Source organism: Marinobacter sp. M1C (assembly GCF_023314135.1).
GTDB lineage: Bacteria > Pseudomonadota > Gammaproteobacteria > Pseudomonadales > Oleiphilaceae > Marinobacter.
In genome coordinates this window covers 590,119-604,631 of sequence record NZ_CP092289.1, presented here as the reverse complement: position 1 = coordinate 604,631, position 14,513 = coordinate 590,119, and the positions used below count along the sequence as shown (strand labels likewise).

General features: G+C 56.7%; 15 protein-coding genes. 10 read left to right on the top strand and 5 right to left on the bottom strand.

The window, feature by feature from the left end; all coding sequences use genetic code 11:
- Positions 1-171: 171 nt before the first annotated feature.
- From MIH19_RS02870 to MIH19_RS02845, 6 genes are all read left to right on the top strand, one after another.
- Positions 172-1,191, top strand: a complete 1,020-nt coding sequence (locus MIH19_RS02870; RefSeq protein ID WP_249007475.1) for a histidine kinase — start codon at positions 172-174, stop codon at positions 1,189-1,191.
- A gap of 22 nt (positions 1,192-1,213) precedes the next feature.
- On the top strand, positions 1,214-1,960 hold the full coding sequence (locus MIH19_RS02865; RefSeq protein WP_249007474.1) for a LytTR family DNA-binding domain-containing protein: 747 nt from the start codon (positions 1,214-1,216) through the stop codon (positions 1,958-1,960).
- A 129-nt stretch (positions 1,961-2,089) separates the two neighbouring features.
- A complete protein-coding gene (gene hemC, locus MIH19_RS02860) occupies positions 2,090-3,031 on the top strand; it encodes a hydroxymethylbilane synthase (protein ID WP_249007473.1) in 942 nt (313 codons plus the stop codon).
- Positions 3,012-3,818 carry a uroporphyrinogen-III synthase gene (locus MIH19_RS02855; protein WP_249007472.1) on the top strand — a complete coding sequence of 269 codons (807 nt, stop codon included), beginning with the start codon at positions 3,012-3,014 and terminating at the stop codon, positions 3,816-3,818. Before hemC ends, MIH19_RS02855 begins: the two co-directional genes overlap by 20 nt.
- Positions 3,819-3,831: 13 nt before the next feature.
- Positions 3,832-4,995: a uroporphyrinogen-III C-methyltransferase gene (locus tag MIH19_RS02850; RefSeq protein WP_249007471.1), complete on the top strand. Its 1,164-nt coding sequence runs from the start codon at positions 3,832-3,834 to the stop codon at positions 4,993-4,995.
- Complete coding sequence (locus tag MIH19_RS02845; RefSeq protein ID WP_249007470.1) at positions 4,992-6,233, top strand: heme biosynthesis HemY N-terminal domain-containing protein; 1,242 nt, start codon at positions 4,992-4,994, stop codon at positions 6,231-6,233. Before MIH19_RS02850 ends, MIH19_RS02845 begins: the two co-directional genes overlap by 4 nt.
- A 32-nt stretch (positions 6,234-6,265) precedes the next feature.
- Here the strand turns inward: MIH19_RS02845 and MIH19_RS02840 are convergent, their stop codons facing one another.
- From MIH19_RS02840 to rho, 3 genes are all read right to left on the bottom strand, one after another.
- On the bottom strand, positions 6,266-7,267 hold the full coding sequence (locus MIH19_RS02840) for a 2Fe-2S iron-sulfur cluster-binding protein (protein ID WP_249007469.1): 1,002 nt from the start codon (positions 7,265-7,267) through the stop codon (positions 6,266-6,268).
- A 1-nt stretch (position 7,268) separates the two neighbouring features.
- Positions 7,269-8,780: a 4-hydroxy-3-polyprenylbenzoate decarboxylase gene (gene ubiD / locus MIH19_RS02835; RefSeq protein ID WP_249007468.1), complete on the bottom strand. Its 1,512-nt coding sequence runs from the start codon at positions 8,778-8,780 to the stop codon at positions 7,269-7,271.
- A 177-nt stretch (positions 8,781-8,957) separates the two neighbouring features.
- Entirely contained in the window at positions 8,958-10,220 is a 1,263-nt protein-coding gene (gene rho / locus MIH19_RS02830) for a transcription termination factor Rho (RefSeq protein ID WP_249007467.1), read from the bottom strand.
- 451 nt (positions 10,221-10,671) lie between these two features.
- Between rho and moaB the strand changes: the two genes are divergently transcribed.
- From moaB to MIH19_RS02810, 4 genes are all read left to right on the top strand, one after another.
- Positions 10,672-11,244: a molybdenum cofactor biosynthesis protein B gene (gene moaB / locus MIH19_RS02825; protein ID WP_249007466.1), complete on the top strand. Its 573-nt coding sequence runs from the start codon at positions 10,672-10,674 to the stop codon at positions 11,242-11,244.
- 83 nt (positions 11,245-11,327) lie between these two features.
- Positions 11,328-12,542, top strand: coding sequence for a gephyrin-like molybdotransferase Glp (gene glp, locus MIH19_RS02820; protein ID WP_249007465.1), 1,215 nt, complete (start codon positions 11,328-11,330; stop codon positions 12,540-12,542).
- A 2-nt stretch (positions 12,543-12,544) separates the two neighbouring features.
- Positions 12,545-12,805: a molybdopterin converting factor subunit 1 gene (gene moaD / locus MIH19_RS02815; RefSeq protein ID WP_249007464.1), complete on the top strand. Its 261-nt coding sequence runs from the start codon at positions 12,545-12,547 to the stop codon at positions 12,803-12,805.
- A 3-nt stretch (positions 12,806-12,808) separates the two neighbouring features.
- A complete protein-coding gene (locus tag MIH19_RS02810; protein WP_249007463.1) occupies positions 12,809-13,291 on the top strand; it encodes a molybdenum cofactor biosynthesis protein MoaE in 483 nt (160 codons plus the stop codon).
- An 8-nt stretch (positions 13,292-13,299) separates the two neighbouring features.
- On the opposite strand, the gene mobA is transcribed toward MIH19_RS02810, so the two are convergent.
- On the bottom strand, positions 13,300-13,905 hold the full coding sequence (gene mobA, locus MIH19_RS02805; protein WP_249007462.1) for a molybdenum cofactor guanylyltransferase MobA: 606 nt from the start codon (positions 13,903-13,905) through the stop codon (positions 13,300-13,302).
- Positions 13,906-14,110: 205 nt separating this feature from the next.
- Positions 14,111-14,437, bottom strand: a complete 327-nt coding sequence (trxA, locus tag MIH19_RS02800) for a thioredoxin TrxA (protein ID WP_018402620.1) — start codon at positions 14,435-14,437, stop codon at positions 14,111-14,113.
- Between the last annotated feature and the right edge of the window lie 76 nt (positions 14,438-14,513).

The following is a 14,513-nucleotide window of genomic DNA, read 5'->3' as shown; positions in this document are numbered from 1 at the left end:
ATGATCTATAGTTCCTACTGGCAGCCCGAGGTCACAGGGCCAAAATGGATAAATAAAACGTAGCAGGAGCATAACATTCTGACCCGGTTAAAGCAGACACCCGGTAACAGCGCGACTGCCGCGGATTCGCGGTTTTTTGTGCCAGACCTGTGCAGGGTGCGGGCCTTGTTCATGCTACTCGTTACCAGCGAACTGCTGGTGCTGGCACTGGCGATGGTGCAAGTGCAGCAAGGCTGGATTGACTGGGGGTATTTTGGCTTGCTGTCATTGTTTGTACAGTGGACCGTGCTCACCAGCATTGCCATGATTTGCCCGCTGCGTCCGCGCCTGGCGCAACTGTCGGTGGCCAGCGCAACGCTGGCCATTGTTGTTCTGGTGCTGGCGGATGTCTTCGTTTTCAGCCTGTTTGCTGACCGGGTGTTGCATCCCGGGCCCGGCGCACCTCAATGGCATAACATTGCTAAAAAAATGCTGCTGGCGTTGCTGATTACCTTAATGGTGCTTCGCTACTTTTATCTTCAGCACCAATGGCAACAACAACAGGAAGCCGAACTGCAAGCACGTTTAAGCTCGCTGCAGAGCCGGATTCAACCCCACTTTTTATTCAACAGCATGAACACCATCGCCAGCCTTATCGCCAGCGACCCCCAGCGGGCGGAAGACGCGGTGCTGGACCTGTCAGAGCTTTTCCGCGCCAGCCTGCGCACCAGCGAACAGCTGATTCCACTGCAGCGCGAACTGGAACTTTGCCAACGCTATCTGGATATTGAGGTCCTGCGCCTGGGGGACCGCCTTCAACTGCAGTGGCATATCGCTGACGGCTTGCAAAACCAGGCCATTCCGCCCCTAACCCTGCAACCACTGATTGAGAACGCCATTTACCACGGAATTCAACCCCGTGCCCAAGGCGGCATTGTGCGCGTAGAAGCGCAGACCAGCGGCGATTTTGTATACTTGCTCGTGCAGAACCCAAAACCCGAACCCGGCCACGGCGGCCACGACGGCAACCGCATGGCGTTGGACAACATTCAGGCCCGTATCCAGGCGTTATTCGGCGACCGCGCGGTGCTCAAACACAGCCATCAGGGCGACATTTACACCGTGACCCTACGCCTCCCCACGCAGCAAGTAGACCCTCAGGGAGCGCAGCGACGCACATCGTTAATAGAAGCGCAGCGACAAACATTATGAAAAGAAGCGCCACAAAAAACCTATGATCCACCAGAGAATTCTGATTGCCGACGACGAACCCCTGGCCCGCGACCGCCTGAGGAGACTAGTCGAAGGACTTCCCGGGTACTGCGTTTGCGGTGAAGCGGCCGACGGCGGCAGTACACTGCACGCCGTTGCCGAACTGGAGCCGGACATTGTATTGCTGGACATTCGCATGCCCGGCGCCGACGGCATGGACGTTGCCGCCCACCTGGGCCAGCTTGAGCGCCCACCCGCGGTCATTTTCTGCACCGCTTATGATCACTACGCGCTACAGGCTTTTGAGGTAAACGCATCTGCCTACCTGATGAAGCCCGTACGCAAAGACGCCCTGGCCACGGCGCTGCAACGGGCCGCAAAAACCAACCGCCGGCAGCAGCCCCCAACCAGCACTGCTCCGACCGCAGTCGAACTGGCGGTGCGCACATATCGCGGCACCGAACTGATCGACTTAACCTCCTTGATCTACTGCCAGGCTGACCAAAAATACGTCACCCTCCACCACTTACAAGGTGACGTATTGTGCGATTACACTCTCAAAGAACTTGAGCAGCATTATGGCGACCACCTGTTAAGAGTGCACCGCAATACCCTGGTTGGCACACGATTTATTCAGGCACTGCACCGCAACGCCAGCGGCCAGGCGATTCTGGTTCTGCGTGGTGGGCTTGGCGAACTACCGGTTAGCCGCCGCCACGCCAGCGAGCTGCGCCAGTGGCTGCAGGATTATCGACCTGGTAGACACTAGCGAAAAACCTGATCGGCACTAGTGAGCGAGCTGGCCCACGTTAGCAAGCAACCTGACCGACCCTAGCGAGACTTTTTTTGGGCGACAAGGTACCCTTGATCCACATTTAACGAACCGACAGTGAGTGTCATGTCCGCAAGAAATCTTCGCATTGCAACCCGCAGCAGCGCACTGGCGTTGTGGCAGGCAGAATTTATCAAAGCCGAGCTGGAACGATTGCACAGCAACGTCACAGTGGAACTGGTCAAGATTAAAACCCTGGGTGACAAGATTCTGGACGTGCCGCTGGCCAAGGTGGGTGGCAAAGGCCTGTTCGTCAAAGAGCTGGAAGAAGCCATGCTAGACGGCCGCGCCGACTTGGCCGTGCATTCCATGAAAGACGTGCCCATGGCCTTTCCCGAAGGATTGGGACTGGTAGCCATCTGCGAGCGTGACGACCCCACTGACGCCTTTGTCAGCAATCATTTCAACAGCCTGGATGACCTGCCGCAGAACGCGGTAGTGGGCACATCCAGCCTGCGCCGCGAATCTCAGCTGCGGGCCAACCGCCCGGACCTGCAAATTCGCATGCTGCGGGGCAATGTAAACACTCGCTTGGCCAAGCTCGACGCCGGTAATTACGACGCCATCATATTGGCCAGCGCTGGCCTGAAGCGCCTGGGTTTTGAAGCGCGCATTCGCAACTGCATGCCAGACACGCTCAGTCTACCGGCTGTGGGCCAAGGGGCTTTAGGCATTGAATGCCGGCTTGACGATCAGGAACTGCGGGCCATGCTGGAGCCGTTGAATCACACCGACAGTGCGGATAGGGTCAAAGCTGAGCGTGCGCTGAATACTCGTCTTAACGGTGGCTGCCAGGTACCTATTGCGGCCTATGCGCTGCTGGAAGACAACGATATGTTGTGGTTGCGCGGCCTGGTGGGCGCGGTGGACGGCAGCGTTATTTTCCGCGCCGAAGGCCGCGTACACCGCAGCGAAGGGGAACGCCTGGGCCGCGAATTAGCCGAAGACCTGCTAGCACAGGGCGCTGACAAAGTACTGGCTGAAGTCTATGGCTACACTCCGACCTGAGCCTGCGCTACTGCCCCTTGCCGGGCGGCGCATTCTTATCTGCCGCCCGCAGCCAGAGGCTGATCGCCTGGCGATGGCCTTTCAGGCAGCCGGGGCACAGGCCGAGTGCTTACCGCTGATTGACCGCGCACCGCTGGCACTGAGCGCAGAACACCAGGCCCACATCCAAAACCTGGACCTGTTCCAGCATATTGTGGCGGCAAGCCCTTACGCTGCGCGCCAACTGCTGGAGCAGATTGATGCCTGGTGGCCGCAACTGCCCGTAGGCATTCACTGGTATGGCGTGGGCGCCGGCACCGTTGCTGAACTGTCACGTTACGGAATTACGGCTCGCAGGCCCGTACAAGGCTGGACCAGCGAAGCCTTGCTGGCGTTGCCGCCACTACAAAACCTGGAAGACCAGCGAGTTCTGCTCGCCCGCGGCGGCGAAGGTCGCGACTTATTGCAGAACACCCTGCGCCAGCGGGGCGCTCAAATAACTGTGCTACCCTTATATCAGCGCTTTTGTCCGCAGTATTCCGCGGCACAATTGGCGCATGCTCTAGAGGGCTTTAACCCGGACGCTGTGATTACCTTATCGGGTGAAACCCTGAAGAATCTCGTCGCGCTGTGTGCGAAGAACGACCATAATCTGTATCGAAAACTATTGATTGTGCCCGTAGAGCGGGTGGCCGAGCAGGCTCAGGCAGCCGGCTTCATTAACCCACACGTTCCAGCAGGCCTGACAGACAACAACATAGTGGCCAGTGTCACAGCACAACTCACTGGCCGGACGGTGGCCCTGTAAAAGCGAAGTAAGGATGCCCGTGACCAACACACAGAAACAACTCCCCGCCCCCATAACCCAGCAACAGCAGCCGGAGCGAACGCGTACCTGGCCGCTGTGGCTGATCAGCATAATTGCTTTGGTTCTGGTGCTGTTACTCGTGCTCTGGAACTGGCAGCAGTGGAATAACAATCAGGCCAGCCAGCAAGTTCTTAAAGACCTGCAACAGGAAACCGCCCAGCTTGATTCACGCTACGGTGAACGCGGCAGTCAGCAGGCTCAGCGCTTGCAGTCGCTGACCGACGCGGTGGCCGCACAGCGAGAACTGATTGCCACCCAACAGCGGCAGATAGACCACAATGCCACCACCCTGCTGGAAGCCGGTAATCGAACCCGCACCGACTGGCTGTTGGCCGAAGCCGAGTATCTGTTGCGGGTAGCCAACCAACGCCTGCTGATCGAGAAAGACATTAAAGGTGCGGCTTCTGCGCTGCAGGCCGCAGATGACGTATTGGCCGAATCGGATGATATCGGCGTGTATCCGGTGCGCCAACAATTAGCACGGGAAATGTTGGCACTAAAGAGCATTGTTGCGGTGGATAGAACAGGCCTGTACCTACAACTGGAAGCTGTTATAGACAGTGTTCACCTACTGACCGACCAGGCGCTGATTCATGAAAACGCGCCCGGCTTCATGCTCACAGCCGATACCTCCGACGTCAACGCGGGCGAGCCAAGCATGGCAGTTCGCGCCTGGCAATCATTCACCCGCACGCTCAAAGAGGTTGTTGTTGTGAGACGGCTGGACGAACAGGTAAAACCCTTGTTGTCGCCGGATCAATCCGCCTACGCCCGTCTGAATCTTCAGCTGATGCTGGAAGAAGCCGAACTGGCGGTCCTGCGCGGCAACCAGGCGCTTTATCAGAAGTCCCTGGAAAAAGCCCGTACCACGGTGCAGGAGTGGTATAACGCCGATAACGCCCGTATTGGCGCTCTGGCAGACACTTTGGGCGAGCTCGCCAGCCGCAATGTAGACCCTGAACTACCAGACATCAGCCGCTCTTTGGGACTGCTAAAACAGCGTGTTGCCGGCCGCGGCGCGAACACTAATGGCGATCAGGATGCCTCCGCAAACAGCGATGGACAGAATGGCAATGTGCCAGTCAATGGGGCCACCGGTAACGGAGGCAATTTATGATAGGTTTGCTGGTCATTATTGTACTGGCACTGCTGCTGGGAACCGGGCTGGCGTTCGGCCTGCAGTATGACTTAGGCTACATTCGAGTCAGCTTTGGCAATTATCTGGTCGAAACCAACTTTTGGGTAGGCCTGGCACTGCTGGTGGTATTGGTTGTACTGACAGTCATGCTGATTGGCCTGGTGCGGCGTTTACGCAACGGCACCAGCCTGATGTCGGGTTGGATAGCCCGCGGCAAAGAGCGCCGTGCGCGCCGCCGCACCACTCAAGGACTTTTAGCGCTAGCCGAAGGCAACTGGCCGCGAGCAAAAAAGATGCTGACATCATCGGCAAGCAACGCTGATACGCCGCTGATCAACTATCTGGCAGCCGCACAGGCCTCGTTTGAATGCGGTGACCACGAAGCGGTAGACGAACTGCTGCGCAAAGCGTTTGAGAGCACGCCGGGGTCTGATATGGCCGTCGGCATTACCCAGGCCCAGCTGCAGCTGGCGGGCAACCGGGTGGAACAGGCCCTGGCTACGTTGCTGCGCCTGCGCAAGCAGTCGCCCCATCATCCGTTTGTACTCAAGCTATTGAAAAACGCCTACTTACGCTTGGAAGACTGGCGCGAGCTGTCGAAATTGTTACCGGAATTGCGCAAGCACAACATTCTTGTTCCGGCCGAACTGAACGATCTTGAGCGCCAGACCTGGCACAATCTTTTGGAAAAGGCTGCCAGCAACTGCCGTAAGGAACAAGCCAATAACTCCGCCGCCAGCCTGGACTCATTCACCGGTCTGTGGGATCAGTTACCCAGCTCTATGCGCCGTGACGAACGCACAATCTTCAGTTACACCAGCCTTCTGGCTGGCCTGGGGGATGAGGCGCAGGCTGAAATACTGCTGCGCAAGGTGCTGCGTAATCACTGGAGCGACGAGCTGATTAATCTTTACGGCCGAGTAGAAAGTCAGGCGCCTGACGAGCAACTGCTACTGGCCGAGCAGTGGCTAAAAGACCGCCCAAATAACGCCGAACTGCTGTTGGCGCTGGGTCGGTTAAGCTTGCGCAATGAGCTGTGGGGGAAAGCACGAGAATACTTTGAAACCAGCCTGAAACTGCAGCGCAAGCGTGAGACCCTAGCCGAGCTGAGCCGCTTGAACGCTCACATGGGGCACGACACCGCCAGCATAAATCTGCTGATGCAGAGTTTGGAAAAGGATAACGGCCTGCCCCGCCTGCCTATGCCAAAAGCCTGACGGTTGGGGTTGGGGCTGAGTGTGCTCCGCCGCTATGGCCGCGGAGCATATTCCAACACATCTGAAAAGAACACGTTAGCCGGCATTCCGGCGGCTTTTAGGGCGTCCATCAAGGTATATACCATGGTGGGCGAGCCACTGGCGTGTACTTCCACATTATTCAAATCAACGTTTGCACCGAGCACCGCGTGCACCAACTGGCCGTGGTGGCCCGACCATTCGTTGTCTTCATTATCACCCACCACCGGCACAAAGCGGAATGGCGGCCAGTCTATCGCCCATTGCTCGGCCAGGCCTTGCAAATACAAGTCCTGTCGCTGGCGCACGCCCCAGAACAACACCACCGGTTGGTTGTAATCAGTGCTGCGCAAGTACTCTATCAGGCTTTTCATTTGCGCGAATCCGGTGCCTGCTGCGATTAATAGCAGCGGCTTTTTGGGTATCGCCGCCAAACAAGCTTTGCCATGAGGCAATTCCACCATCACTTCGGCGCCGACTTGCAGCGCGTTTACAATAATCTGCCCCGACGCCCAGCCCGGCGAAGCCTGAATGTTCAATTCTATATTGGCCTGCTGCGGACTGCTGGCAATGGAAAAATAGGCAGGGCCGGCGTTATCCAGATGAATTGCCAAATACTGGCCAGCATGGAACAACAGCTCGCGGCGCCGCGGTAATTGCAGTTCAATCCGAAAAATATCGTGATTGAGTTTGCGGACGTCCAGCACTTTGGCAAGGACTTTCCGCGGCGGATTACTTCCAGCAGCGATCACAGACGTTATCTCCAGTTCCACATCAGCCAGGGCCCGAGTACGACACAGCATCAGGCGGCTGGCAACAGCTAGTGTATTTTGATTTCTCGTGTTTACAGCCGTGCCGGCAAGCATGCGGGCTTCACAGATCTCGCACACACCGTTGCGGCACGCCATGGGCACTGCGATACCTGCAGCTACTGCGGCGCTAAGCAGATCGTCACCGGCATTGGCCCGGTACTCCAACCCACAAGGCTGTAACCGGACCCGGTAACTGTCCGCCATATTAGACGGGGCGGCCGGACACAGTTTCAACCCCGGAATTCGCCGGCAAGGTAATTCCCAGGCTATCCCACAGTTCATCCACCCGCTGTTTTACCTCAGAAGTCATGGTGATGGGCTCACCCCACTCGCGGTCGGTTTCACCAGGCCATTTATTCGTCGCGTCCATGCCCATTTTCGAGCCCAGGCCCGATACCGGTGAGGCAAAATCCAGATAGTCGATGGGGGTGTTTTCCACCATCATGGTGTCACGTGCCGGGTCCATACGGGTAGTCATGGCCCAGATAACGTCTTCCCAGTTGCGGGCATTGATGTCGTCATCAGTCACGATAACAAACTTTGTATACATAAACTGGCGTAGAAATGACCACACACCCATCATCACCCGTTTAGCGTGTCCCGGGTATTGCTTTTTCATAGTCACGATCGCCAGGCGGTATGAACAGCCCTCTGGCGGTAGATAGAAATCAACAATCTCGGGAAACTGCTTTTGCAGAATGGGGATGAACACTTCGTTCAGCGCCACACCCAGAATTGCCGGCTCATCGGGCGGACGACCGGTGTAGGTACTGTGGTAAATCGGGTCTTTACGATGGGTGATACGCTCGACCGTGAACACCGGAAACTGGCCAACCTCGTTGTAATAACCGGTATGGTCACCAAACGGGCCTTCCGGTGCCATATCGTCGGGGTAAATAAACCCTTCCAGCACAATCTCGGCACTTGCTGGCACCTGCAGATCACTCAATCCGGCCTTCACTAACTCGGTACGGCTGCCACGAAGCAAACCTGCAAAGGCGTATTCTGACAGCGAGTCCGGCACCGGCGTCACTGCGCCCAGAATCGTTGCGGGGTCCGCACCAAGAGCGACCGCCACCGGATACGGCTGGCCGGGATTGGCTTTCTGCCAGTCACGAAAATCCAGCGCACCACCACGGTGGCTAAGCCAGCGCATAATCAAGCGATTGCGCCCGATCACCTGCTGGCGATAAATACCCAGATTCTGGCGTTCTTTAAGGGGACCACGGGTAATGACCAGCGGCCAGGTAATTAGCGGGCCAACATCCCCCGGCCAGCAGTGCTGCACGGGTATCTGGTAAAGGTCGACTTTGTCTTTCTCAATCACCACGTCCTGGCAGGGTGCAGAGCGCAAAACTTTAGGGCTCATGCGCATAACCTGGCGGAACAGCGGCAGTTTTTCGATGGCGTCTCTGAAACCCTTGGGGGGATCAGGCTCTTTCAAAAATGCCAGTAGTTTGCCAATGTCGCGCAGCGCGGTAACGTTCTCTTGTCCCATACCCAAAGCAACCCGCCTAGTGGTGCCAAACAGGTTGGCCAGCACCGGCATGGAATACCCTTTAGGATTTTCAAACAGCAAGGCCGGTCCGCCAGCACGCAGTGTGCGGTCGCAGATTTCGGTCATTTCCAGGTGAGGGTCTACTTCGACTGAAATGCGTTTGAGTTCACCCAGTTTTTCCAGCTGGTTGATAAAATCCCGCAGGTCGTTGTATTTCATGCTTTGCTCCGGTTAGTTCCGGTCATGTACGTGGGTTCTGGGAGATTGGTTCTGGTTAAGCGTTCAGACAATTTAACACTAAGCCCGAACAGGATGAGGGAACGAATTCTGGGAGCCGTGCCGGGGAAAACTTTCCTCCGGCACGGCGCAACACCCCAAACAAATGCGCAAGAAATCTTAGCGGCGCTTCATAGACTGGAAGAACTCGTCGTTCGTCTTGGTGTCTTTCAACTTATCCAACAAAAACTCGATTGCTGCGGTGTCGTCGTCCATAGAGTGCAGTAGCTTGCGCAGTATCCATACTTTCTGGATATCGGCTTCGCTCATCAGCAGGTCTTCGCGGCGGGTGCCGGAGCTGCGGATGTTGATGGCCGGATAGGTACGCTTCTCGGCAATCTTGCGATCCAGGTGGATCTCCATATTGCCGGTGCCTTTGAATTCTTCGTAAATCACTTCGTCCATTTTGGAACCGGTGTTCACCAGAGCGGTGGCCAGAATGGTCAGGCTACCGCCTTCTTCAACATTACGCGCGGCGCCGAAGAAACGCTTGGGCTTTTCCAGGGCGTGGGCGTCAACACCACCGGTCAGTACTTTGCCGGAGGACGGGATCACGGTGTTATAGGCACGGGCCAGACGGGTGATTGAATCCAGCAGGATAACCACGTCTTTTTTGTGCTCAACCAGGCGCTTGGCTTTTTCAATAACCATTTCTGCCACTTGTACGTGGCGGGCTGGTGGCTCGTCAAAGGTTGACGCAATCACTTCGCCGCGCACGGTGCGCTGCATTTCCGTTACTTCTTCCGGGCGCTCGTCAATCAGCAGCACAATAATGTGGCATTCCGGATGGTTACGGGTGATTGACTGGGCAATACTCTGCATTAGCAGGGTTTTACCGGCCTTGGGCGGCGACACAATCAAACCACGCTGGCCCTTACCAATAGGCGCAACCAGATCCAATACGCGGGAAGACAAGTCCTCCGTGCTGCCGTTACCGGCTTCCAGATGCATGCGCTCGTCTGGGAACAACGGAGTCAGGTTTTCAAACAGGATCTTGTTACGGGCGTTATCGGGTTTGTCGAAGTTGATTTCGCTGACCTTCAACAGCGCAAAATAGCGCTCGCCGTCCTTCGGCGGGCGAATTTTCCCGGAAACGGTGTCGCCAGTGCGGAGGTTAAAGCGGCGAATCTGGCTGGGTGACACGTAAATGTCGTCAGGACCCGCCAGGTAGGAAGCATCGGCAGAACGGAGGAAACCAAAACCGTCCTGTAGAATTTCCAGTACGCCATCGCCGTAGATGTCTTCTCCGCCTTTGGCGTGGCGCTTGAGTATGGTGAAGATAACGTCTTGCTTGCGTGAGCGTGCAAGATTATCGAGGCCCATTTCTTGCGCAATTTCGAGCAATTCGGGCATGGAATTCTGTTTGAGTTCAGTAAGATTCATAGTTTATTGATTTTTCAGGAATGGAAGAAAGCGAACGTTAGGGTGAAGGGGTGCCCCGGAACGGATTGATAAGTACAGTCTAAAGAACGGGATGCTGGCCAGATGAAGCAACCGGGAGATAATAAAGTCCGGAATATGAGAACAGAAGCCAGAGAGTGGGAACATTCGTTCGCCGGGCAGGATCGATAATCGGCTACCTCGGCGCCGAATGTCAAGGCCAGAGCCGAAAAAAACCACCAATTTCGCAAGAGATTGCACGTTCAGGCCGTTTTATCCTGATTCAGCTTACGTTAAGAGACTTGATTTCGACGGTTCCGCCGAGCGTTGTGCGGCGCCCCGGGTTCTCGGCTGCTCCCCACAAAGAGTTACTCCCCTTCCATTAATGCCCCACGATGCGGATACTAAAGGCCAGATTCTTTCACATTTTTATCGCCGAAAACAGGAGCCGCCCATGAGCAGCAAGCCAAGCCACGAACTGATTCCTATGAATATTGCGATATTGACAGTGTCAGACACCCGCGGCGAAGATCAGGACAGTTCCGGTCAGTTTCTGGAAGACAGCGTGGTCGAGGCCGGCCACAATCTGATTGCGCGGCGCATTTTGCCAGACGATGTTTATTTGATGCGTGCGTTAATCAGCGGCTGGATAGCCGACCCACAGGTTCATGCCGTTGTTATTACCGGTGGCACCGGCTTTCATGAGCGCGACAGCACGCCAGAGGCCCTTGGGCCCTTGCTGGACAAAACCATTGAAGGTTTTGGTGAGGAATTCCGCCGGCTGTCAGCCGCAGAAATTGGCACCTCGACTATCCAGTCCCGGGCATTTGGCGGACTGGCCAATCATACGGTCATATTCTGCCTGCCTGGCTCTACCGGAGCCTGTCGCACCGGCTGGAACGGTATTCTGGCCACCCAGCTGGACAGCCGCCACGGCCCTTGCAACTTTTCGGCACTGGTCGGGCGCAAGCCAGATCGGGCAATGGCACGACTGGGGCAAGTGATTGGTAAACGCGCCGTGCGTTAGCGAATACGATAGAAAGTGCGCTAACCGCTAATCAGTTATCCAATTTTCATGCCTAACCACCCCTAACAAAGTAAGCAGGTACCATGGCCGCCGTCGATCTGACCCCCGTTGAAGATGCTATACAGCATTTGCTAACCCTTGCCGCACCGCCAGCGGCGGTTGAGCTTGCCCCGGTTCACTGCACTCTGGGCCGGGTGTTGGCTCGAGATTACACCGTGCCCGCCGATGTGCCGCCAGCGGATAACAGCGCGGTAGACGGCTATGCTTTGCGCGCAGAGGATTTTCGGCCTGGAAAGCCGCTTTTGATTTCGGCGCGCATTCCTGCAGGCCAGGCACCAGGGGCACTGGTTGCCGGCACCGCCGCGCGGATTTTTACTGGCTCCGAAATTCCATTAGGTGCCGATACCGTTGTGATGCAGGAACGTACAAAGGTGGATGCCGATGGCATGCTGATCGACGGCAATGTGAAGCTCGATCAGAATATCCGTCGTCGCGGCCAGGACCTGGCCGCGGGCGACTTGGCTCTGGCCCAAGGCACTTTGATTCGTCCGCAGGAAATGGGTCTGCTGGCCAGCATGGGCATTGCCGAGGTTGAAGTGTTCGAAAAGCTTAAAGTGGCGATACTCACCACCGGAGATGAACTGGTTGACCCAGGCACACCGCTTGAAGCCGGTCAGATCTACAACACCAACCGCTACACGTTGTTGGGCCTGCTGGATCAAGCGGGCTGTGAAGTGGTGCTGTGTGAGAGTTTGGCGGACACCCGCGAGGGTACCCGATCAACTCTGCAGCGGGCAGCAAAGGCCGCCGATCTAGTGATCACCAGTGGCGGCGTGTCTGTGGGTGAAGAAGACCACGTTCGCGCGGTGCTGGAAGAATCTGGCCAGCTCTCGTTGTGGCGTATGGCCATTAAGCCTGGCAAGCCGCTGGCGTTTGGCGATATCAACGGCACCCCGGTACTGGGCTTACCCGGCAACCCTGCAGCGGTGCTGGTCACATTTTTAGTGGTGGGCATGCCGTATATTCGCCAACGCCAGGGGCGCTTGCACATCCATCCGTCAGGCCAGCAAGTCGCGGCCGGGTTCAGCGTTGGTTCTGCCTCCGTACGACGGGAATATGTGCGCGCGCGGCTGGAACAGAACCGGGGCAACACAGTCATTAAAGCGTTCCCCAACCAGAGTTCCGGTGTTCTCAGTTCAGCCTGCTGGGCTGACGGCCTGGCAGCCGTGCCGGAACACAGCACTCTAAGCCCTGGCGACATCATCACTTACTTTCCGTTTTCTGAATTGGTGAGCTGACCATGCTTGAGCAGACCCTTAGCGTTCGTTTTTTTGCCCGCTTGCGCGAAGAGCTGGGCACTGAACACTTAACCATGCCAGCACATGCAGGCCAGACCGCCGCAGACCTGCTGGCTACCTTGGCCAACCGCGGTGGGCCCTGGGCTCAGCTGAACACCGGCCAACCGGTGATGATCGCCATTAACCAGGCCATGGCAAAACCGCAATCGCCCGTTAAACCAGGGGATGAAGTAGCGTTTTTCCCACCCGTGACAGGAGGTTAGCGAATGCCACAAAATTCCTCTGCCAGTTCACAGGCTGTGCCCAGCGTCAGTATCCAAAACGCGGATTTTGATGCAGCGCAGGAGTACGCGCAACTGCGCGACAGCGGCGTGGGCACAGGCGCTATTGCTACATTCACCGGGCTGGTGCGCGACAGCGGTGATCGCCAAGGCGTAACCGGGCTGTTTCTGGAACACTACCCGGGCATGACTGAACAGATCATTAGCGATTTAATTACACAGGCTGGCCAGCGCTGGGATGTGCGCAAAGCACGAGTGATACATCGCATAGGCCGCCTGCCCTTACAGTCACAGATTGTATTTGTCGGCGTATGCAGTACCCACAGGGGAGATGCCTTTGCCGCCTGCGAGTTTATTATGGACGCACTGAAAACATCGGCGCCGTTCTGGAAGAAAGAGCTGACCGACGCAGGTGAGCATTGGGTCGAGCAGAAGGCATCAGACGTTGCGCGCACAGAAGGTTGGTAGCAGAACCGTCAATTATCTAGGTCTTGCGGCCGATTGCGGTTGGTGAACAGCTCAGATAGCCCAGGACAATCTACCGATTGAGCCTGCTGGCTGTGGGCAAACATCATGACCCGACGGTTGTCGTTACACAGCTGCTGCTTAAGCGCAGCCGCCATAGCCACCGGATAAACCCCGTGTAACGGATGATCGCGCCCGTCGCACCGGGCTATCACCGGCCGACCGGGAGCGCTGCGCCAGGCCTGTAACAGCTGCCGCAGCAGCGCCGGGGTAACGCCCGGCGTGTCGCAAGGGCACACCAGAACCGCCTCGTATCCGCGGGAATCGGCCTCCTGCAAACCTGCTAACAGGCCCGCCAGTGGCCCTTGTCCGGCAAACTCAGGAGCGTCAGTAAACACGTCCCCCAAGCGGCTGTATTCCTCGAGGGAACGGTTGGCGCTGATCAGCGCCGAGCCGGTTGCGGCTCGTAAAGCTTCTGCAACCCATGCTGCCATAGGCCTGCCGCGCCAGTGCAACATGCCTTTGTCTTTGCCATCCATACGCGTGCCCGCGCCTCCTGCCAGCAGCAGGCCAATAACCGGCAACGGGGCTTGGGAACTGCTGGTGTCAGTGTTCATCACGCTCTCTTATGGCCGTTTTGCCTGTTGCCGTCGCGTTCATTGTCGCCGGTTTCCGCATTATTACCGTAATCAGCATTTCCGCTACTGTTATTACAGGCGTCAGGGGCGAGGCTGGCACCATAAAAAAACCGCCCTAGAGCAGCGCTCCGGGGCGGTTTTTCAACCTGGCTTTTCAGTCGGGCTTTTCAGTCGGGCTATGCAATCAGAGATTGCTGTCCAGAAACGCTGCCAGCTGGGACTTAGACAAAGCACCCACTTTGGTCGCGTCCACATTGCCATTTTTGAACAGCATCAGCGTAGGAATACCACGGATGTTAAACTTGGGCGGCGTTTGTTCGTTCTCGTCAATGTTGAGCTTGCAGACTTTCAGCTTGCCAGCGTATTCCTCGGCAATTTCTTCCAGCACCGGCGCGATCATTTTACACGGGCCACACCACTCAGCCCAGTAATCCACCAGTACCGGCACATCAGACTGCAGTACGTCCTGTTCAAAGGAGGCATCGGTTACGTTAACAATATTTGCGCTCATTCTCATTTCCTGTTTCTGGCATCTGCCCGGTAACAGATGCAGTTAGCTGTATTGACTATCGCTGTCGTTTTGAAAA